17 protein-coding genes and 1 riboswitch are annotated in these 19,920 nt (G+C 61.1%); of the genes, 10 read left to right on the top strand and 7 right to left on the bottom strand.

Annotation, left to right across the window (positions count from 1 at the left end; genetic code table 11):
• Both minE and ACREP4_RS08905 read left to right on the top strand, forming a co-directional pair.
• Positions 1-258 (top strand): cell division topological specificity factor MinE, encoded by a 258-nt coding sequence (minE, locus tag ACREP4_RS08910; RefSeq protein ID WP_431595831.1) that lies wholly within the window; start codon positions 1-3, stop codon positions 256-258.
• 58 nt (positions 259-316) lie between these two features.
• Positions 317-805 (top strand): hypothetical protein, encoded by a 489-nt coding sequence (locus ACREP4_RS08905; RefSeq protein WP_431595830.1) that lies wholly within the window; start codon positions 317-319, stop codon positions 803-805.
• A 183-nt stretch (positions 806-988) separates the two neighbouring features.
• Here ACREP4_RS08905 and ACREP4_RS08900 read toward each other — a convergent pair whose 3' ends face one another.
• A complete protein-coding gene (locus ACREP4_RS08900; protein ID WP_431595829.1) occupies positions 989-2,278 on the bottom strand; it encodes a sensor histidine kinase in 1,290 nt (429 codons plus the stop codon).
• Positions 2,275-2,970 (bottom strand): response regulator transcription factor, encoded by a 696-nt coding sequence (locus ACREP4_RS08895; protein ID WP_431595828.1) that lies wholly within the window; start codon positions 2,968-2,970, stop codon positions 2,275-2,277. The genes ACREP4_RS08900 and ACREP4_RS08895 overlap by 4 nt, the downstream gene beginning before the upstream one ends.
• 248 nt (positions 2,971-3,218) lie before the next feature.
• Between ACREP4_RS08895 and ACREP4_RS08890 the strand changes: the two genes are divergently transcribed.
• From ACREP4_RS08890 to ACREP4_RS08875, 4 genes are all read left to right on the top strand, one after another.
• On the top strand, positions 3,219-4,856 hold the full coding sequence (locus ACREP4_RS08890) for an ArnT family glycosyltransferase (RefSeq protein WP_431596151.1): 1,638 nt from the start codon (positions 3,219-3,221) through the stop codon (positions 4,854-4,856).
• A 176-nt stretch (positions 4,857-5,032) separates the two neighbouring features.
• Positions 5,033-5,809, top strand: coding sequence for a phosphatase PAP2 family protein (locus ACREP4_RS08885; RefSeq protein ID WP_431595827.1), 777 nt, complete (start codon positions 5,033-5,035; stop codon positions 5,807-5,809).
• On the top strand, positions 5,806-7,473 hold the full coding sequence (locus ACREP4_RS08880) for a phosphoethanolamine transferase (protein ID WP_431595826.1): 1,668 nt from the start codon (positions 5,806-5,808) through the stop codon (positions 7,471-7,473). Before ACREP4_RS08885 ends, ACREP4_RS08880 begins: the two co-directional genes overlap by 4 nt.
• 239 nt (positions 7,474-7,712) lie before the next feature.
• Positions 7,713-9,740: a M2 family metallopeptidase gene (locus ACREP4_RS08875; RefSeq protein ID WP_431595825.1), complete on the top strand. Its 2,028-nt coding sequence runs from the start codon at positions 7,713-7,715 to the stop codon at positions 9,738-9,740.
• Between the two features lie 139 nt (positions 9,741-9,879).
• On the opposite strand, the gene ACREP4_RS08870 is transcribed toward ACREP4_RS08875, so the two are convergent.
• From ACREP4_RS08870 to ACREP4_RS08860, 3 genes are read right to left on the bottom strand one after another with little or no spacing between them, the layout of a single operon-like run.
• Positions 9,880-11,634: a DUF2326 domain-containing protein gene (locus tag ACREP4_RS08870; protein ID WP_431595824.1), complete on the bottom strand. Its 1,755-nt coding sequence runs from the start codon at positions 11,632-11,634 to the stop codon at positions 9,880-9,882.
• A 5-nt stretch (positions 11,635-11,639) separates the two neighbouring features.
• Positions 11,640-11,867 (bottom strand): ABC-three component system middle component 6, encoded by a 228-nt coding sequence (locus ACREP4_RS08865; RefSeq protein ID WP_431595823.1) that lies wholly within the window; start codon positions 11,865-11,867, stop codon positions 11,640-11,642.
• Positions 11,854-12,822, bottom strand: coding sequence for an ABC-three component system protein (locus tag ACREP4_RS08860; protein WP_431595822.1), 969 nt, complete (start codon positions 12,820-12,822; stop codon positions 11,854-11,856). The genes ACREP4_RS08865 and ACREP4_RS08860 overlap by 14 nt, the downstream gene beginning before the upstream one ends.
• 505 nt (positions 12,823-13,327) lie before the next feature.
• Here ACREP4_RS08860 and ACREP4_RS08855 point away from each other — a divergent pair.
• From ACREP4_RS08855 to ACREP4_RS08845, 3 genes are read left to right on the top strand one after another with little or no spacing between them, the layout of a single operon-like run.
• Positions 13,328-13,612 (top strand): hypothetical protein, encoded by a 285-nt coding sequence (locus ACREP4_RS08855; RefSeq protein ID WP_431595821.1) that lies wholly within the window; start codon positions 13,328-13,330, stop codon positions 13,610-13,612.
• A 36-nt stretch (positions 13,613-13,648) separates the two neighbouring features.
• Positions 13,649-14,029, top strand: coding sequence for a hypothetical protein (locus ACREP4_RS08850; protein ID WP_431595820.1), 381 nt, complete (start codon positions 13,649-13,651; stop codon positions 14,027-14,029).
• 35 nt (positions 14,030-14,064) lie between these two features.
• Positions 14,065-14,466, top strand: a complete 402-nt coding sequence (locus ACREP4_RS08845) for a hypothetical protein (protein WP_431595819.1) — start codon at positions 14,065-14,067, stop codon at positions 14,464-14,466.
• A gap of 264 nt (positions 14,467-14,730) precedes the next feature.
• On the opposite strand, the gene ACREP4_RS08840 is transcribed toward ACREP4_RS08845, so the two are convergent.
• Both ACREP4_RS08840 and ACREP4_RS08835 read right to left on the bottom strand, forming a co-directional pair.
• Positions 14,731-15,147: a hypothetical protein gene (locus ACREP4_RS08840; protein ID WP_431595818.1), complete on the bottom strand. Its 417-nt coding sequence runs from the start codon at positions 15,145-15,147 to the stop codon at positions 14,731-14,733.
• A gap of 77 nt (positions 15,148-15,224) precedes the next feature.
• Entirely contained in the window at positions 15,225-16,445 is a 1,221-nt protein-coding gene (locus tag ACREP4_RS08835; RefSeq protein ID WP_431595817.1) for a multidrug effflux MFS transporter, read from the bottom strand.
• A gap of 333 nt (positions 16,446-16,778) precedes the next feature.
• Positions 16,779-16,887: riboswitch (glycine riboswitch) on the top strand.
• A gap of 105 nt (positions 16,888-16,992) precedes the next feature.
• On the opposite strand from ACREP4_RS08835, the gene gcvP reads away from it, so the two are divergent.
• Positions 16,993-19,857 carry an aminomethyl-transferring glycine dehydrogenase gene (gene gcvP / locus ACREP4_RS08830; protein WP_431595816.1) on the top strand — a complete coding sequence of 955 codons (2,865 nt, stop codon included), beginning with the start codon at positions 16,993-16,995 and terminating at the stop codon, positions 19,855-19,857.
• Positions 19,858-19,920 lie beyond the last annotated feature (63 nt).

Genomic DNA, 19,920 nt, shown 5'->3' with positions numbered 1-19,920 from the left:
ATGGGACTTTTTGATTTCCTCAAGGCCAAGAAGACCACCGCAGAAACCGCCAAGAACCGCCTGCAGATCATCATCGCGCAGGAACGCAGCCATCGCGGCGGCCCGGATTACCTGCCGCTGCTGCAGCGCGAGTTGCTGGAAGTGATCAAGAAATACGTCAACATCGACGCCGATGCGGTCAGGGTGGATCTGGTCAAGGATGGCGAGCACGATGTGCTTGATATTTCCGTGGCCCTGCCTGAAGGCCCCCAGGCCTGATACCCGCAACATCCTTCCAGGGCCGCTGAATCCAGCGGCCCTGTTGGTTTTGAAATCCATGCCCGACCTGACCCAACCCGACTCCGCCGCCGACATCCTGTGTGTGGGTGATATCCACTGGGACGACGCTGCCGCCCTGCTCGGCCGCTACGGCCTGCGCCTCAATCATGTGGCCGCTGGCGAGAAAATCCCCGGCAGTTACTGGGGCGAACCCGAGGCCGGCATCATCGCCTGCGATGTGTACGTGCGTGACGACACGCCGGTCCATTCGATGCTGCATGAGTCCTGCCACCTGATCGTGCTGCCGCCCGAGCGGCGCGCGCAGGTGCATACCGATGCGACCGATTCGGTGCCTGAAGAAGATGCGACCTGTTATCTGCAGATTGTGCTGGCCGGACAGCTGCCCGGCGTTGGCAGCGCGCGTCTGATGGCCGACATGGATGCGTGGGGTTACACGTATCGACTTGGCTCGACGCAGGCGTGGTTTGAGCAGGACGCGGAGGATGCGCGGTGTTGGTTGATTGAGCGGGAGTTGTTGGCGGGTTGAGTGCTCAGGGCTTTTTTGGCAAAAGCAAAAGCTACCCCGCCCTCCCCTTCGCTGTGCGAAAGGGAGGGGGTGAAAGCGGGACTCTGACGATCTGATCGATTGCTGGAACAACCTTGCTCAAGCAAGGGAAGGTTCAACGCGGCGACGCGTTATGCATTTTTGGTTTCGCGGCCGAGGCCGCTCTTACACCGAAGTCGAGGGTAACGAGCTGCTCATGTCCAGGGTGACGCGGGTGCCGCGTTCGGGCTGCGACTGGATGTCGAGCTTCCAGCCCAGGTGATCGCACAACCGGGCGATCAAATCCAAACCGATTCCGGAGCGCATGTTGCGCTCGCCCTTGGCCATGCGTGCGTACACCTGCGCCACTTCTTCCGGGCTCATACCGTGTCCGGGATCTTCGATGATGACTACCGCGCGCGCCGATACCGCCAGACGGATCACGCCACGATCGCTGTTCTCGATGGCGTTGCGCAGCAGGTTGCCGATGGCCGCCTGCACCACGCCCAGCGGCGCCAGCACGCGGCATTCGTCGAGTTGCTGCAGGGCCAGTTCCAGTTCCTTACCGTTGGCCAGATAACGGTGGTCCTCGACGATCTCCGGTAGCAGTTGATCCAATGCCACCAACTCGCTCATTGCAGCCAGTTTGGCCGGGTCGCGCGCCAGCACCAGCAGCAATTGGATCAGCTGCTCGACACCGACTGTGGTGCTGCGAATACGCTGCAGCGGCTGCCGCGCTTTTACCGGCAGATCCGGTTGTTCCAGCGCCAGTTCCGCCGCGCCGCCGATGACTGCTATCGGCGTGCGTAATTCATGGCTGGCGGTGCTGATGAACATCCGTTCGCGTTCGACGAAGTGTTCGTTGCGGCGCAGATAATCGTTCAAGGCGCCGGCAATGACTTCCAGCTCGGCACTGCCGCCCGAACTCACGGTCACTTTCTGCCCGCGCAACTCTGGCCGCAATGCGCCGATGTCCTGCGCCAGCGTTGATAGCGGCCGCACCAGACGATTCATGCCGACCCACGCCATCACCAAGGTCACCAATACCAAGGCGACGCCAGCCAGCATGGCCCAGCGGGTGGCGAAGTGTTCCAGCTCGGCAAAGTCGGTGATATCGAGCACCAGCACCACGCGACCGAAGTCGGAGGTTTCGCGCACCATCGCCGCACTTTTGCGGCCTTCCAGCAGCGCGCCGTCATGTAGGCCCGGCCTCAGTTCAAGCAGCGTTTGCGGCAATGGCCGCGACGGACTGCCGTCGAAGAAAAACAACGTGTCCGAATCCTGCCAGTGGTAATCCGGATCAACACGCATGTGCGCGAGGATGCTGTCCAGCTCGGTGTTCAACAGCGAACGCCACACCGCGTGCTCGGCGTGCTCATGCACATAGTTGGCCGCGCCAAATACCGCCAGCGTGATCAGCGCCAGATACGCGCCCAGCCAACCCAGCAACTTGCGTCGCAGCGTGGGCCGCTTCATAGCGCCTTTTCCATCCGGCTCGGTGCCGACAACCGGTAGCCGACGCGCGGCAAGGTGTGCAGCAGTTTCTGCTCGAACGGGCCATCAACGGCGCGGCGCAGTTCGTAGATGTGCGAGCGGAGCATGTCGCCGTCCGGTGGCTCATCGCCCCACAGCGCGAACTCCAACTGATCTCGCGTGACGGCGGCCGGGCTGGCACGCATCAGCAGTTCCAGCAACTTGCGACACGCCGGATAGAGATGCAGCACCTGTCCGCCGCGCTGCGCTTCCAGCGTGCCCATGTCCAGCGTGAGGTCGTGTACTTCCAGCACCTTGCGCGGGTTGCGGCCCTTGATGCGGGTCATCACTGCTTCAAGGCGCACTTCCAGTTCCGGCAGGTCGAACGGCTTGGTCAGGTAATCGTCGGCACCGGCACGGAAGCCTGCAATTTTGTCAGGCAGTTCGTCGCGCGCGGTCAGCATGATCACCGGCACTTCCGAGCGATGTTCTTCACGTAGGCGGCGCAGCACTTCCGGGCCTTCCATGCGCGGCAGCATCCAGTCGAGCAGGATCGCGTCGTAACTCTGGGTGCCCGCAAGGTGCAGGCCGGTGACGCCATCCGGGGCGACGTCCAGCACATGACCGCGCGCCTCGAAGTACTCGAACAGGTTGGCGATCAGATTGCGATTGTCTTCAATGACCAGCAGCCGCATGCAGGCAAGACCTTCAAGGCCCCGCAAGCCGGGGCGAACCTGCACATCCTAGCGCCGGGGGCGTCGGAATAGCGTCGAAGCGACCGGCGGGGATTCTGACGCGCTTCCAACGTCCGCACCGTCAGAATCGTGCCGTCCAATCCCACGAGCCCTCCGTGCGCCCGTCCAATTCCCGCCCCAACTCGACCTCATTGTGGTTTGCCATCGTCATTGCGCTGGTCGTTGCCAGCCTGCTGGCCGGGCTCGGCATGCGCTCACCACAGCCGCCGGACGAACCCCGCTTCGTGCTGGCCGCCAAGCACATGGTCGAAACCGGTCAATGGTTGCTGCCCCATCGCGGCAGTGAGCTGTATGCCGAAAAGCCGCCGACCTTCATGTGGATGCAGGCCGCCAGCTACAAACTGTTGGGCAGCTGGAACCTGTCCTTTCTGGTGCCCTCGCTGCTGGCGGCACTGCTGACGCTGTGGCTGACCTGGGATATGTCGCGCCGGCTATGGAACCGGCAGGTGGCGCGCTACGCGGTGCTGGGATTGTTCGTCTGCATCCAGTTCGGGCTGATGGCCAAGCGGGCGCAGATCGACATGGTGCTGCTGGGCATGACCACGCTGGCCTTGTGGGGCTTGGTCCGCCATCTATTGCTGGGCCCGAACTGGGCGGCGCTCGCACTGGCTGCGTTTGCCGCTGGCGTGGGCACAGTGACGAAGGGCGTTGGCTTCCTGTCGTTGTTGATGCTGTTGCCGTGGCTGGCCTGGCGCTGGCGCCATCCGCAGGCGCCCGGCCCGGGCCGCAGCTGGGCGTGGTGGCTGTTGCTGCCGGCCTTCATTGCCGGCTTGGCGGTGTGGCTGGGGCCGCTGGCCATCGCCCTGCTGAGGAACCCGGACCCCGGTCTGCAGGCTTACGCACATGAGCTGCTGTTCAAGCAGACCGGCACCCGCTACACCAACGCCTGGCATCACACGCAGCCGGTCTGGTACTACCTGCAGGTGATGATCACCCTGTGGCTGCCCGGCAGCTTGCTGCTGCCCTGGCTGGCGCCGGCATGGTGGCGCCGCTGCCGCCGTGCGGATCCGCGTTATCTCCTGCTGTTGGGATGGGCACTGCTGGTGCTGCTGTTCTTCAGCGCCAGCCCAGGCAAGCGTGAGGTCTACATCCTGCCGATGCTGCCCGCGCTGGCGGTTGCTGCCGCACCACTGCTGCCCGGCCTGCTGCGACGTACCGGCGTGCGCTGGGTGCTGTTGTTGTATGTGCTGGTATTGGCACTGGCAACACTGGCCGTCGGTTACGGCGCGGTGCATGGCGATGGTTGGGCGCAACGCAACGCCGTCAAACGCGCCATCGATCTGTGGGTGCTGCCGCGCGTAGGTTGGTGGCTGATCGGCTTTGCTGCGGCGACGTTGCTGTTGGCCGCCGTGCTGCGGCTGCGACGCGTCGGTTTGGCGGTGGTGCTGACCACCGTGCTGCTGTGGTCAATGTACGGATTGGGCGCGATGCCAGCGCTGGATCCTTACAGCTCGGCATCATTGGTGATGGACAAGGTGCGCGAGCGCATCGGCGCGGACGCTGAGTTGGGCATGGTGGCGTGGCGTGAACAGAACCTGCTGCAGACCGATCCACAAGCCACCGACTTCGGCTTCAAACGACCGGTCGCCGAGCAATGGCAAGACGCTGCGCGCTGGATTGCCGAGGCGCCGAACCAACGCTGGTTGTTTGTGCTGGACGCGGCAATGTCGCCCTGTGCCGATCCCGCACAGGTCATCGACATCGGCAGCGCCAACCGCAACCACTGGCAGCTGCTACCAGGCACCGCATTGGATGCTGACTGCATCGCGCGTACCCACGGCGCTGTACCCAATGGCGATGCAGCCGTTGAGGACAACAACGACTAAGCCGGGCCGGCTGTTGCTGCCTGCCCGGAGCCCGCCGGGCAGCCCGGTTCGCACCGCACGTTGAACCGCACCACACGTCCTTACGCGTTCCAACATAAATCCGACAGGCTTCCGACCGCGCTCCGACAGCGCCGGGAACAGCATGCCGCCATCAACCTTGATGGCACGCCTGCTCCATGTCCCAGCCCACGTCTGCACGCCCTTTTACCGCTGCCCTATCGAGCGCCCGGCTGGATTTCATCAACCGGACGTTGTTGATCCCCGCCGTCGTCCTGGTGATCGCCAGCGTGGTGCTGATGGCCGGCGGTGGCGACCAGTGGCTTGCCGACCAGCTCTACCGCTGGCAAGGCAGCCAGTGGCTGCTGCGCGATGCCTGGTGGACCAGCCACCTGCTGCACAAGGGCGGCAGAAACCTCAGCACCTTCGCTGCATTGCTGGTGATCCTGGGGCTGATCCGCACCCGCTTCGACGCCCGCTGGCGCCCGCTGCGCAAGCCGCTGCTCTACCTGCTGCTGTCGGTCGCGCTTTCGACCGGTGTGGTGTCGTTGCTGAAGAGCTGGACGCACATGGATTGCCCGTGGGATCTGGAGCGCTACGGTGGGCTGCGTCCGTTCATTGGCTTACTGCAAACACGACCGATATCGATGGGCCACGCGGCCTGCTTCCCGGCCGGTCACGCCAGCGCGGGTTATGCCTGGGTGGCGCTGTACTTCTTCATGCTGCAGATACGTCCGCAGTGGCGTTGGCCCGCCCTGGCCGCCGCACTCGCAACCGGCGCGGCGTTCGGCTTCGCGCAGCAATTGCGCGGCGCGCATTTTCTTTCGCATGACCTGTGGTCGCTGGCAATCAGCTGGGCGGTCGCCGCGTTGTTGTCGCTGTGGATGTTCGGCCCGGTCACCGCTCCGGCGGCGCAGGCACGTACCCGCCTGCTCAACAATGGAGAAGTTGCATGAGCGTCGTCGCCCCCCGCGTCCGTCTGCAGGAAATGTCGTGGAGCGCGCTGCGCAGCTGGCGGCCGGAGATCAGCAGCGAAATGCTGATCCTGTTGGCCAGCGCGTTCTTCGCCTTGGTGTGCAACAGCTTGTTCTGGCGCAGCGCGATGGCCACACATCCCGGCAGCGTGCTGTTTGCCACTTCGTTGTTTGCCTTGCTGATGAGCGTGCATGCGCTGCTGTTCGGCCTGTTGCTGTGGCGCTGGAATGCCAAGGTGCTGTTGACCGTGCTGTTCATCACCACCGCCTTCGCCGTGCATTACATGAACAGCTACAACGTCTATCTGGACGCGGACATGCTGCGCAACGTGTTGGCCACCGACCGCAAGGAATCCCGCGAGTTGATGACCCCCGCACTGCTGTTGCCGCTGCTGGGCTATGCGGTGCTGCCGACGCTGTTGTTGTGGCGCGTGCGCATCCGCAAGCGCAGCGTGGGACGCGCATTACTGTGGCGCATCGTCTTCCTGTTGGGCGTGGTGATGGTGGGCGGCGCCGGCACGATGGTCTCGTTCCAGGACATCTCGGCACTGATGCGCAACCACCGTGAAGTGCGCTACCTGGCAACGCCGGTCAACTACCTGATCGCGCTGAAGCAGAACATGAGCAGCGCAAGCCCGATCCGCAAGCAGCCCAAGTTGCCGATCGGCACCGACGCCAAAGCCCTGCCGCGTGCAGCCACCAGCAAACCGCGCCTGTTGGTACTGGTGGTGGGCGAAACCGTGCGCGCGCAGAACTGGGGCTTGAACGGCTATGCGCGCCAGACCACGCCGGAGTTGTCGCAGACGGGCGCCATCAATTTCCCCGACATGCATTCGTGCGGCACCAGCACCGAAGTCTCGCTGCCGTGCATGTTCTCGCCGTATGGTCGCCACGATTACGACGAGAAGAGAATCCGCGGCCATCAATCGCTGTTGCATGTTCTGGAACACGCAGGCATCAGCACGCTGTGGCGCGACAACCAATCCGGCTGCAAAGGCGTGTGCGATCAGCTGCAGATTGAGCGTCTGGACGACGACACCCTGCCCGGCCTGTGCGCCGATGGCCGCTGCATGGATGAAATCCTGCTCAACGATCTGGCCACGCAGGTGCGTGCCAAGCCCGGCGACCGCGTGGTGGTGCTGCATCAGTTGGGCAACCATGGTCCCAGCTACTTCCAACGCTACCCGGCGCAGTTCCGCCAGTTCACCCCCACCTGCGAGACGGCGGACCTGGGCAAATGCAACCGCGATGAAATCGTCAACAGCTACGACAACGCCATTCGTTATACCGACCATTTCCTCAGCCGCACCATCGCTGCATTGCGCGGCATGGACGACTACGACACGGCGATGATCTACCTCTCCGATCACGGCGAATCGCTGGGCGAGAAGGGCTTGTATCTGCACGGCATGCCGTACGCCATCGCGCCGGAAGAGCAAACCCGCGTGCCGATGCTGATGTGGTTCTCGCCGAGCTTCGCCAGCGACCGCGGATTGAATCTGCAATGCCTGCGCCAACGCGCCAGCCAACGCGCCGACCACGACAACCTGTTCCCTTCGGTACTCGGGTTGATGCAGGTAAGCACCTCGCTGTACGACCGTAGTCGCGATGTGTTCGCCGGTTGTGAGCCGGTGAGCAAGACGTAATCCCCGCGCGGCGCCTATAGCGCTCCGCCCGAACAGGTGGAGCGCACGATTACGGCGACATCCGTTGTTTCGCGGCCGAGGCTGCTCCTACAAACATCCATTCCGCGCCCCGGGAACCTGAGCCTCGGAATCATCTCAATTACGGCTCGGCAGGCGCCCGCCCTGCCTTCGTCCACTTGCGGCCCCGCCGCCGCCCCACTAGCCTTCGCCGGTACTTGTAACCATTACCGGGGATATACGTGAAGAATCGTCATCTGTTGCTGGCCGCCGCCATAGGCGTGGCCGTACTTTCGCTGGCTGCCTGTAAAAAGGACGCCGCACCGGACGCCGCCACGCCGGCCACCACCGCTGCCGCGCCGGCCGAAAGCGCCGACCAGTTCGTCGCCCGCGTCAATGCCGAATACAAGGCCATGTACCCGGAAATGACCTCGGCGCAGTGGTTGTCGTCCACCTACATCAATGACGATTCCGCACGCGTGGCCGCCAAGGCCAACGAGCGCTGGCTGACCGTGCTCAATGGCTGGATCGAGCAGGCCAACACGTACGACGGCCAGCCGATGAGCGCCGACACCGCGCGCGCCATCAGCCTGCTCAAGCTGATGACCTCCATGCCCGCACCGCGCGACCCGCAGAAGCTGGCCGAACTGGCCGGCATCGCCACCAAGCTGGAAGGCGACTACGGCGCCGGCACCTATTGCGTGGGCGAAGGCGACAAGCAGAACTGCCGCCAGCTGGGCGACCTGGAACAAGTGCTGGCGCGTTCGCGCGACTACGACAAACAACTCGATGCCTGGCAGGGTTGGCATTCCACCGCCGTGCCGTCGCGCGCCAACTACCAGCGTTTTGTTGAGCTGGTGAACGAAGGCGCCCGCGAGCTGGGCTACAGCGACGCCGGCCAGATGTGGCGCAGCGGCTACGACATGCCGGCCGATCAGGTTGGCCCGGAAACCGACCGCCTGTGGGACCAGGTCAAGCCGCTGTACGAACAGCTGCATTGCTACACCCGCGCCAAGCTCGACAAGGAATACGGCAAGGACAAGGCCGAAGTGGCCGGCGGCATGATCGCCGCGCACCTCACCGGCAACATGTGGCAGCAGGACTGGAGCAACCTGTGGGACATGACCGCGCCGTACCCGAACGCGGGCAGCCTGGACATCACCGCCGCGCTGGAAAAGCAGTACCAGACCAACCTCAGCGCGTCGCTGCGCAAGCTCGACGGCAACGCCGACGTGTCCGCACGCTTCAAGGCGCAGCGTGAGGCCGAGTTGGCCACCGCCAAGCAGATGACCGAACGCGCGCAGGACTTCTACGTGTCGCTGGGCATGCCCAAGCTGCCGGAGAGCTACTGGCAGAACACGCAGTTCATCAAGCCGCTGGACCGCAACGTGGTCTGCCATGCCAGCGCCTGGGACATGAACATGGGTGGCGACGGCAAGGACATCGGCGCCGACGTGCGCACCAAGATGTGCATCACGCCCAACGAAGAGAACTTCACCACCATCTACCACGAGCTGGGCCACATCTATTACGACCTGGCCTACAACCCGCTGCCGCCGTTGTTCCAGGGCGGTGCCAATGACGGCTTCCACGAAGCCATCGGCGACACCATCGTGCTGGCGATGACGCCGAAGTATCTGAACTCGATCGGCCTGGTCGGCGCGCAGCAGGAAAGCCGCGAAGCCACCATCAACGCGCAGATGCGCATGGCCATGTCGGGCGTGTCGTTCCTGCCGTTCGGCCTGATGATCGACCGCTGGCGCTGGGGCGTGTTCGACGGCTCGATCAAGCCGGACCAGTACAACCAGAAGTGGTGGGAACTGAAGGCGCAGTACCAGGGCGTGGCCCCGGCCGGCGCACGCGGCGAGGAGTTCTTCGACGCCGGCGCCAAGTACCACGTACCGGGCAACACCCCGTACCTGCGTTACTTCCTGGCGCGCATTCTGCAGTACCAGTTCTACAAGGGCCTGTGCGACGCGTCCGGTTATACCGGCCCGCTCAACGAGTGCAGTTTCTACGGCAACAAGGAAGCCGGCCAGAAGTTCTGGGCAATGCTGAGCAAGGGTTCCAGCCAGCCGTGGCAAGCCACGCTGAAAGAACTGACCGGCGAAGAGAAACTCGACGCTGCCCCGATGCTGGAATACTTCGCTCCACTGCAGGAATGGCTGAAGCAGCAGAACGAAGGGCAGATGTGTGGTTGGCAGGCGGCAGCTCCGGCCGCTGCACCAACGGCCCCGACTGCTCCGGCTACGCAGGCCAAGGCGGGATAAGACGCAGGGCAATACCGCAACACCTGAAGGGCGCCATCACGGCGCCCTTCCTGTTTCCGGGCAGGCGACACACACTGGAATTAGATTAAATTTGAGCCAGACAGGATCAGGCCGAACCAATAATTCAGCCTGTAATAGGCTAGAAGATGCCGTACCCCTCATTCTCTACAGGCGCTCGACCTGCGCTCTCAATGCGGAACAGTTTGTCGACTTGCGACAATTTCACAACGATGTAGCTTTCCTTGTTAAGTGAAAGCGGAAGCTTGTCACGCAAAATTGAAGCAACGAACTGGAGTTGATCCCCCTTACGGTTAACTAGCTGCCCGATTCGCTCAAGTTGGTTGTGGTGGACCAGTTCCTTCTTGTCGTTCAGCAGGAAGTGGTAGCAGGGGATTTCTTGCTCGTCCGCGAACAGAGTATAGGCAATGTCGAAGCAGGCAATTTCCCCCTGCTTTTTACCAGTGCTAAAGTTCGTTGCAAAGCAGCTAAACTCGTAAACCTGCTGATCTGTCTTCTTGGAAATAATGCGTTCGCATTTGAGGGCGTACTTCTCGCCGTAAAGTTCTTCCGACACCGCCGTAAAGTGGCGATTCAGCTTTATCAACTGTGAATCAATTACAACCTTGGCCTCATCCGAAAAGAGGGATCTATCCAGCTCTGCAAGCCCCTTCTTAATTTCTCCGATTGATTCATCCACTGCGGTGATCTGCCCAATGATTGTTTCATACTCGCCACGACGGCCATGCTTTTCATTCAGGTCAGCTATAATTGACTCCATGTCGTTATAAGCCGCATCCTTTGACACCTCATCAACTAAAGAACCCTCTTGCCTTGCCAGTGCGGCAAGCTCGAACTCTTTACGTTCAATTTCGATTTCCAACTGGGGAAGATCCTTCGCGATATAGCGAACTTTCTCTTCAACCATTCGGTTGTGAAATGCAACCAGATCCTCAAATGATTTGGTCAATTTGGTGACATTTGCAGCGACCTGACTGTAGAGCGACCACAGCTCTTTGGTATCTACGTGGCTCTTCTGAGACCGAACTTGATGGACCGCCTCCTGCACGAGCTGATGCCGCAGCTTAACTTTTGCCAAGTCACCAGCAACCACGCTCCGCTGATACTTGACCTCACCGAGACGCGCGATCTTCGAATCCAGCTCGGACACCTCCTTGTAAGAAGCTCGCACCCTCTGAAGCTCTTTAATCTCATCAAGTAGAAAAGAAAGAGAAATCTGATAAGCAGACTTAGTTTGCCGGGCTTCAAGACGCTTCTTGAATGAAGATTCGGTGCGCAACTGCGTAAGCAGCACTTGCTTCGCATCACCTTGATCAAAGTCGCAACCTAGTAAAAACAAATAGAGCGCCTCATACTCTTCTGGACGCGTGTACTCATCCAAAGTTCGCAGCGTATTACTCAGGCCAGGCTCTTTGTATCGAATGTTGTGCGATATGATCTGCCTGAATGTTGGCTTCTTGCTCTTATACTCGGGAAACAAAGTGGACCGCATGTAGGTCTCAAACTCTTCCTCGGTGTAGTTGACACCATTGATTCGACGAATAATTTTATTCCTCGAAAGAAAATTCCGTTCGATTCGAATGTCACCTTGGGTCACTCCTTCTAACGACGTACAGAGGATTAAGGTGACCAGGACCTTCGTATCAATCAGAAATTTCTTTACCTCGACGTACTCCGACTTCTTATCCTCGGGGTCGGTAAAAATCCTCTTCGGATCACCGCCGAGACACAGGTCGATCAGCTTGAGGACAGTGGTCTTACCGACGTTGTTGCCGGTACTGGAATTTTCGTCAGAAGGGGTCTCGTCGACAATGAGATTAAGACCAGCATGGAACTGAATTTCGCGAATAACTCCGTTCGCATTTTCTATCTTCAAAGATCTCAAGAACATAGCGATACATTCCCTAGCTCATCGAGCTTTACACAGTCAACTAAGTAGAGCCAATCGAGGGAAAGTACAAATAGAGGCATAGTCATCTTGCTTTCGTTCCTCGCCTCTACGTACAAATCCATCAAGGATGCACCCCCGATCTTTCGTAGAGCCTTCACTATTAGGGCACCATTATAGACCGCAGTACTTTCGGGATGGATGTTATCAGGCAGCAACATGGTTCGTTCCAGACGGATTTTTAAAAATTTTGCACCGCATGAAGGCGTCCACCGCAAGAATATTCACGCACAAAAGCAATTCGTCAATCGGAATCGGGGAGTAATTGGAAGCACCACGTATCGATTCCACCACCTCATCGACGATCCGATAGAAGAGATCGTCACCTGAGTACTTGACACTCAACTTATGGTAAGTGCCTCGAAATGCATCAAGTACCGACCTACTCTTGTTGACCCCGTTGTTGTCGAACTCCGTATATATGCTGTCAACAATGGGGTGACATATCTTGTAGTCTTCGATCACTCCGGCAGCTGCTTGAAGCTTATTGAAGCCAATCTTCTCTTCCACATTGAACTCGTTTGTCGTCGCACCCGTTGAGACGGCGCCCAAGTTCTGCCTCGAAATAGAGTTGATGATCTCCGCCAGGTTGGACTCTTCCATGAAGCGACAGGCATCAGGTTCACTTAACTCGTCTCGGAGATACTCGTAAATCTCTCGCTGTCCAGAGAGGTTCATGTGGAGAATGATGTCGAGAAGAGAAACGACGTCGTGAATGTCGTTCGCCGGATCGAATGTAAGCTTGTGAGGGTTATTGTATTTTTGCGTCCGGAGTTTCGCCGCATCCTTAGAAATGGACATGAAACGAAATCCATGCCCAGCATAGCTCGACAGATCCTTAGAAAGAGTTGATTCGATTTTGCCCTTTGTGGCGGTGGCGGAAACCTGAAAAATAACCTTCGCGTTAGAATCGATGAGATCGATACCCTCAGCATTATGAGCTTGAGCGTTCATGTTCTCGAGTTGCAGTTCCAAGAGACGATTCAGCAGCCCCGCGTAGAAGTCTTCGCAGTGAACGTGCAAGTTCAAGATGTTTAGCTTCCCGCGCACCTCGACCCGAGTACAGAGATGGGTCAGCAAATACTCGCACGCATCGAATTGGGTACTACGCCTCATTCGCCCTCCCCTGGCGCTCCGCTCACCTCTACGGAGTCAATGGCACCACTTAAGAGACCAGCACGGTCTTTGCCCTCTAGGACATTAGTCAGTCTACCCGCGCCGGACACTCAGAGCTAGCAGTCGCCAAGGACAAGTCGTTGAAATTTAATTGACAAAACAGGGGTCAGAGTTGAGTTATTGAAGAACCCGACCCTGAGCCGTGTTTTCCCTGCGCGAGGGGTATCCGGTTTTGCTGGTCAGTCACGACCACGGTTGTGCGTATCAACACGACAAGAGTGTCGTGGAGCTAGCTGATCTTCCCGTTGGCTGGCAGGCCCACCGGAATTCCACCAGCGCAACTTGAGAGCGGCTTCTGCTTCAGCCAGATGCAGATGAGGGCTAGCAATCAAGCCGAATCCGCTGCGCGGATCGGCTTAATTCCGGCACGGGACAGTTGTTCAGAACTTTCAACAACAATGCTCCACACCAACGCAGCCTTACAGATCCGCCTTCAAGAGACCCGATGAAGATTCATTTCCATATTGGCACCACACCTGCAACTCTCTCCCGCGACAGCTTCTTCGGTGGCATGAAGATCATTACTGCCGCACGGTCCATCTGGCTCCAGCATCCGCTGAATCTGTCTACACACTTCTCCTTTCAGACCAAGAATGCGTGGGAGCGGGAAATCGAGGGAAGGATTGTTCGCGTGGAGAAAACCCGCACACAGATCATGGGTGGGCTCAGGACGCAGAACTACATGATCTATGTCGATGATCAGCTTGTCGCCAGCGACCAGGGCTACTGACTTCTGTACCCTTCTTTCTTTCGACAGGCTCGAATCATGCCCTTGATGAAGTTCAGAAGTGGACCTTGGCAGCACAGAGTGGTCGCACTGCTTACGGCCCTGGTGATTCTTTGCATCGCATCCAATCCTGAGCTTTCGGTCTTTGTGCCGGTGCTGGACGCGCTGGGATTGGATGTTTTGATCTACCTGGTTTCCGCCCAGCTGAGCGTGGTGATCGGCAGTACCGTTTGGCCCTATCTCCTGCAGTTGTACCAGCGCTGGGGAAGGCGCATTCTGCGATACGTTTCGCAACTCGTCTTCAGCGCTTCCGGGGGTTATTTGAGGCAGCTTGCGTTGCACGTGGCGATTGGCGGAATGATGTCTGCGGCACTTTCACCGAACAACACGCTCAAGCCTTTGCTTCGCGGTTCGGCTTGATCCCTGCGTTATCCAGAACATCCGGGGTAGATCGCATGAACAAGATCGTCGCTGTCGCACGTTGGTTGTTCGGCCTGTTCTATGCCTATGTCGGCGCCAGTTGGTTCTCCTACAAACTCTTCGGTACGTCCTGGCCGGATCACAAGGAAGCGCCTGCGGCCAAGGTACTCACGACTGCGTTGAGCGACAGCGGCATTGTGGATCCACTGATCGCAAGTGCCTGTTTGGCCGGCGGTGTTCTGTTGCTGTTCCGCCGTACCGCGCCGCTGGGTATCGCCGTTCTGGCTCCGCTGGTCACCGGCATCTTCATCTTCCACCTGTTCCTCAATCAGCAATGGCCTTGGGGAACGTTCCACTTCTGCTATCTCGCCGTACTGGCATGGCTGCATCGCGCGGCGTTCCGCCCACTATGGAACTACGAGGGCTCTGCAGCGTGATGGTGAAATCTGCAGCAATCATTCCAATGATGTTGTGCGGATTGCTCGTGTTGAGTCACATGCCTCGACTGTGGCACCTCCGGGTACAGATGCGGAAACCATCAAAGAGAACTGCACGCTCGCTCACGAACGGCAGAACGAAGCGGCCATCGCGCATTGGTGTAGTGGGCAGTAGCACTCCTGGCCGGTCGCGGAATCCTCGGCATTACAAACAACAAGGGCGCCTCTCGGCGCCCTTGTTCATTCACGACCCACGCACTGGATTCAATGCGTGACAGCCGCGCTCTTGGTGCCGACGCTCAGCTCTTCGGCCAGGTTGCGCTTGTAGGCATCGAAGTCGATGCCCTGCTCTGCCACTTCGGCGTGGGCGGCGTCCTTGAGGGCGTCCGAGTACATCAGGCGCACGGGGGTGTTGTTGCGCTCGTGCAGTTCGGCGGCGCGCATGATCAGCGCCAGGACGCGGGCGGCGCTGGTGGTTTCACCGGCGATCTTGCCGTTCATGCCCAGCACCCACTCTCCGTCACGGCGCACGATACCGGCCAGCAAGGTGCGGTCCTGGTCGCGCAGTTCCGCATGCGGCTCCACTTTCGCCTTCGGTGCGGGATTGGCTTCGGCCTGGTTGCGCTCGCGCTCGGCCAGCTTCTTCTTCGCCTCGCGGCGGCCTTTGGATTGGATCGACATCGTTGGGGGCTCTCTACCGTCGCCGCTGATGGCGGCCTGCTTATTGTCACTTATCGGGGTGATGACGCGGTGGTGACTCAGGGTTGCGCTGCGGCACGTTGGGCGCGCTGACTGTTGCGCTCCCACTTCCACGCCAGGCCACTGGCAACGCCAAACAAGCCGGCGCCGATAGCCAACCACAGCCCGCTACGGCTGAGCAGCGGCGACAGCACACCGGCAATGATCGAGTTGGTCAGCAAGGTACTGAATGCCTGCATGGACGAGGCGGTACCGCGCTGACGCGGGTACATATCCAGAATGTCCAGGCTCAGGATCGGGAAGATCAGCGCCACGCCGAACGAGGTCAGCGGTAGCGACAACACTGCCCACGGCACGCTCATCTGCGGCGCGAGCGCGTTGTAGCCGATGTTGTACAGCGTGGCCACAGCGATGCAGGCATACCCGATGCGCACTGCGCGCGCGCCATCCATGCGGCCTGCGGCGCGGCCGGAGGCGTAAGCGCCCAGCGCCATGCCGCCAATGGTCGGAATGAACAGCCACGCAAATTCGCGCTCGTTCAAACGCAGCAGGTCAAGAATGAAGGCCGGTGCCGAGGCGATGTACAGGAACAAGCCGCCGAAGCCGAACGAGCCGGCCGCCGCCAACCGCAGGAAACGCGGATTGCGGGCGATGCTGAGGTAGTCGCGCATCAAGCGCGCCGGATGCAAGGACAGACGCGCGTGCGGCGGATGGGTTTCCGGCAGCCAGGTCATGGTGATCAACAGCAAGGCCGTGGAGAACGCCACCAGGAACCAGAAGATGCCCTGCCAGTTGCTCCAGCCCAGCAGCCAGCCGCCGATGATCGGGGCGATGGCCGGGGCGATGGAGAAGATCATCGACACCTGGCTCATCAGGCGCTGCGCATCGTCGCCGTCGTACAGGTCGCGGATGACCGCGCGCCCGATGATGTAGCCCACGCCGGCCGACAGGCCCTGCAGCGCGCGGAAGAACAGCAGCGTTGCCATGTCGGTGGCCAGCGCGCAGCCCACCGAGGCACCGATGAACACCGCCAGCCCGCCAAGGATCACCCGCTTGCGGCCCAGCGCGTCAGACAGCGCGCCATGCACGAGGCTCATCAGCGCATAGGCCAATAGATAGATGCTGATGACCTGCTGCATCGCCAGCTTGTCCGCGCCCAGATCGGCGCCGATCTGCGGAAATGCCGGGAATACGGCGTCAATCGCGAACGGGCCGAACATCGACAACCCGCCGACCAGCACGGCGATGCGGCGCAGCGAAACCTGTTTGCTAGCTTCCATGAGTTCCTGTGAAACAACGTGCGACGGCACCGGCGTAATGGCCGATGCAGGGGAATGGCAAAAATGAACAGGGCCGGGTGCCTGCGGCGGCACGGGGCCATGATGCGTCAAATTGTCCGGACATTCACCCGCTTCAGCCTGCGGTTCCGGCGCCCCGGCCATTCGCGTGCAACGCGCGGCATTGAAACCGGGACGCAGATGGTAATCCAAGCCGGTGCGCAGGTCTGCCCCGGGCTATAATCGCGCCGCTGCATGCAACACGGTGGGAGAAGCGGTTCACCCCGCTGCCGAAGGCGCAAACGCCCGTGAATCGCTCAGGCCCGATACCACCCGTAACAAAACTCTGGAGAGACCGGTTCATTCCGGCGCCGAAGGTGCACGAAGCGCACGATCCTCGTCGCGTCGCTTCCAAACTCTCAGGCAAAAGGACAGAGGGGCGCGAGGTAAGCCACCGGTTTGCCGGCTGAGGTGTCGCGTGCGCGGCATCCTGACGGCAACGGGGCTGACCTGGCTCACCTGCCCCGTATGCCTTCTCCGGACGTCAGCCATGCCCAAGAACATCCCTTCGTTGCGCGAACTCGAACACCACTCCGCGTTCGTTGACCGCCACATCGGCCCCAACGATGCCGAAATCGCGCAGATGCTGCGCACCGTTGGCCACGAGTCGCTTGAAGCGATGACCGACGCCATCGTGCCGGGCTCGATCAAGTCGCCGGCGCCGCTGGCGCTGCCCGAATCGCTTACCGAAGTGGAAGCGCTGGCCAAGATCCGCGCCATCGCCGACAAGAACAAAGTGCTGCGCAGCTTCATCGGCCAGGGCTATTACGGCACCCACACGCCGAACGTGATCCTGCGCAACATCCTGGAAAACCCGGCGTGGTACACGGCGTACACGCCGTACCAGGCCGAGATTTCGCAGGGCCGCATGGAAGCGCTGATCAACTTCCAGACCATGGTCGCCGACCTGACCGGCATGGAAATCGCCAACGCCTCGCTGTTGGACGAAGCCACCGCCGCGGCTGAAGCGATGACCCTGGCCAAGCGCTCGGCCAAGTCCAAGTCCAAGACCTTCTTCGTGCACAACGCCGTGCACCCGCAGACGCTGGAACTGCTGCGCACCCGCGCCGAGCCGATGGGCATCGAACTGCAGATCGGCACCCCGGCTGAAGCGCTGACCGCTGACTCGTTCGGCCTGCTGCTGCAGTACCCGGACAGCCTGGGCCAGATTGGCGACTACAAGGCGCTGGTCGATGCCGTGCATGCACGTCAGGGCTTGGTCGCCGTGGCCACCGATCTGCTCGCGCTGACCCTGATCGCCGCACCCGGCGAATGGGGCGCGGACATCGTGGTCGGCAACAGCCAGCGTTTCGGCGTGCCGTTCGGTTTCGGTGGCCCGCACGCGGCCTTCATGGCCTGCCGCGATGCTTACAAGCGCTCGATGCCGGGCCGTTTGATCGGCGTGTCGGTGGATGCCGAAGGCAAGGCCGCGTACCGCCTCACCCTGCAGACCCGCGAGCAGCACATCCGCCGCGAGAAGGCCACGTCCAACATCTGTACCGCACAGGTGCTGCTGGCGGTGATGGCCTCGATGTACGCCGTGTACCACGGCCCGCAGGGCCTGCAGCGCATCGCCCGTCGCACCCATCGCCTGGCCTCGATCCTCGCCGCCGCACTGCGTGGCAAGGGCGTCGCGGTCGGCAACGACTTCTTCGACACGCTGCACATCACCGGCGTTGACTCGGCCGCACTGAAGGCCAAGTCCGAAGCCGCCGGCATCAACCTGCGCATCATCGACGCCGGCTCGGTCGGCATCAGCCTGGACGAAACCGCCACCCGTGCCGACATCGTCGCGCTGGGCCAGCTGTTTGGCGCCACGGTCGATGTGGACGCACTGGACGCCAGCACCGCCGACGCACTGCCGCAGAGCCTGCTGCGCACCAGCGAGTTCCTGGCCCACCCGGTGTTCAACACGCACCACAGCGAGCACGAAATGCTGCGCTACCTGCGTTCACTGGCCGACAAAGATCTGGCGATGGATCGCACCATGATCCCGCTGGGTAGCTGCACCATGAAGCTCAACGCCACCGCCGAGATGATCCCGGTGACCTGGCCGGAATTCGCCAATATCCATCCGCTGGCTCCGGCCGACCAGGCCACCGGCTACAAGGAACTGATCGACGGCCTGGAAGCGATGCTGGTCGAATGCACCGGCTACGACGCGGTGAGCCTGCAGCCGAACTCCGGCGCGCAGGGCGAGTACGCCGGCCTGCTGGCCATCCGTGCGTATCACCAGTCGCGCGGCGAAGGCCATCGCGACATCTGCCTGATTCCGGATTCGGCGCACGGCACCAACCCGGCTTCGGCACAGATGTGCGGCATGACCGTCGTCGTCACCAAGACCGATGCCAACGGCAACGTCGACGTGGATGACATCCGCCTCAACGCCGAGAAGTACAGCGGTCGTCTGGCCGCGATCATGATGACCTACCCGTCCACGCACGGCGTGTTCGAGGAAGAGGTCGTCGAGATCTGCGAGATCATCCACCAGCACGGCGGCCAGGTGTACACCGACGGCGCCAACATGAACGCCCTGGTCGGCGTGGCCAAGCCCGGCAAGTGGGGCTCGGACGTGTCGCACCTCAACCTGCACAAGACCTTCTGCATCCCGCACGGCGGCGGCGGCCCGGGCGTTGGCCCGTGTGCGGTCAAGTCGCACCTGGCCCCGTTCCTGCCGGGCAAGCTGGGTGACAACGGCCCGGTCGGCATGGTCAGCGCCGCCAGCTTCGGCAGCGCCTCGATCCTGCCGATCAGCTGGATGTACATCACGCTGATGGGCACCGCCGGTCTGCGCAAGGCCACCCAGGTGGCGCTGCTCAACGCCAACTACGTCGCCAAGCGCCTGGCCCCGCACTACAAGACGCTGTACACCGGCCGCAACGGTCTGGTGGCACACGAGTGCATCCTCGACGTGCGTCCGCTGGAGAAGACCTCCGGCATCGGCGCCGAGGACGTGGCCAAGCGTCTGATCGACTTCGGCTTCCACGCCCCGACCCTGAGCTTCCCGGTCGCCGGCACGCTGATGGTGGAGCCGACCGAAAGCGAATCGCAGCACGAGCTGGACCGTTTCATCGACGCGATGATCCAGATCCGCGAAGAAATCCAGGCCATCGAAGATGGTCGCCTGGACCGCGAGGACAACCCGCTCAAGCACGCACCGCATACGGCTGGTGCCGTGTCGGCCAGCGAGTGGACCCACGCATATCCGCGCGAACTGGCCGCCTTCCCGCTGCCGTCGCTGAAGCTGCAGAAGTACTGGCCGCCGGTGGCACGCGTGGACAACGTCTACGGCGACAAGAACATCATGTGCGCCTGCATCCCGGTGGATGCGTACAAGGAAGATGTGGAGGCCTGATTCGGCCTGCGCATCAACTGAGTGCTGATTGAAGAAAAGCCAGCCGGTGAGAACCGGCTGGCT

The organism is Stenotrophomonas sp. (assembly GCF_050737575.1).
Lineage (GTDB): Bacteria > Pseudomonadota > Gammaproteobacteria > Xanthomonadales > Xanthomonadaceae > Stenotrophomonas.
The sequence above is the reverse complement of the archived record's forward strand: the minus strand, read 5'-3'. Positions and strand labels throughout refer to the sequence as shown.

Bases quoted from the DNA above. Each gene is read 5' to 3' on its own strand.
- ACREP4_RS08885 (WP_431595827.1), top strand. From the start codon at position 5,033: ATGTCCCAGCCCACGTCTGCACGCCCTTTTACCGCTGCCCTATCGAGC.
- ACREP4_RS08905 (WP_431595830.1), top strand. From the start codon at position 317: ATGCCCGACCTGACCCAACCCGACTCCGCCGCCGACATCCTGTGTGTG.
- ACREP4_RS08880 (WP_431595826.1), top strand. From the start codon at position 5,806: ATGAGCGTCGTCGCCCCCCGCGTCCGTCTGCAGGAAATGTCGTGGAGC.
- gcvP (WP_431595816.1), top strand. From the start codon at position 16,993: ATGCCCAAGAACATCCCTTCGTTGCGCGAACTCGAACACCACTCCGCG.
- ACREP4_RS08900 (WP_431595829.1), bottom strand. From the start codon at position 2,278: ATGAAGCGGCCCACGCTGCGACGCAAGTTGCTGGGTTGGCTGGGCGCG.
- ACREP4_RS08895 (WP_431595828.1), bottom strand. From the start codon at position 2,970: ATGCGGCTGCTGGTCATTGAAGACAATCGCAATCTGATCGCCAACCTG.
- ACREP4_RS08835 (WP_431595817.1), bottom strand. From the start codon at position 16,445: ATGGAAGCTAGCAAACAGGTTTCGCTGCGCCGCATCGCCGTGCTGGTC.
- ACREP4_RS08840 (WP_431595818.1), bottom strand. From the start codon at position 15,147: ATGTCGATCCAATCCAAAGGCCGCCGCGAGGCGAAGAAGAAGCTGGCC.
- ACREP4_RS08865 (WP_431595823.1), bottom strand. From the start codon at position 11,867: ATGTTGCTGCCTGATAACATCCATCCCGAAAGTACTGCGGTCTATAAT.
- minE (WP_431595831.1), top strand. From the start codon at position 1: ATGGGACTTTTTGATTTCCTCAAGGCCAAGAAGACCACCGCAGAAACC.
- ACREP4_RS08855 (WP_431595821.1), top strand. From the start codon at position 13,328: ATGAAGATTCATTTCCATATTGGCACCACACCTGCAACTCTCTCCCGC.
- ACREP4_RS08890 (WP_431596151.1), top strand. From the start codon at position 3,219: ATGCGCTCACCACAGCCGCCGGACGAACCCCGCTTCGTGCTGGCCGCC.
- ACREP4_RS08850 (WP_431595820.1), top strand. From the start codon at position 13,649: ATGCCCTTGATGAAGTTCAGAAGTGGACCTTGGCAGCACAGAGTGGTC.
- ACREP4_RS08845 (WP_431595819.1), top strand. From the start codon at position 14,065: ATGAACAAGATCGTCGCTGTCGCACGTTGGTTGTTCGGCCTGTTCTAT.
- ACREP4_RS08860 (WP_431595822.1), bottom strand. From the start codon at position 12,822: ATGAGGCGTAGTACCCAATTCGATGCGTGCGAGTATTTGCTGACCCAT.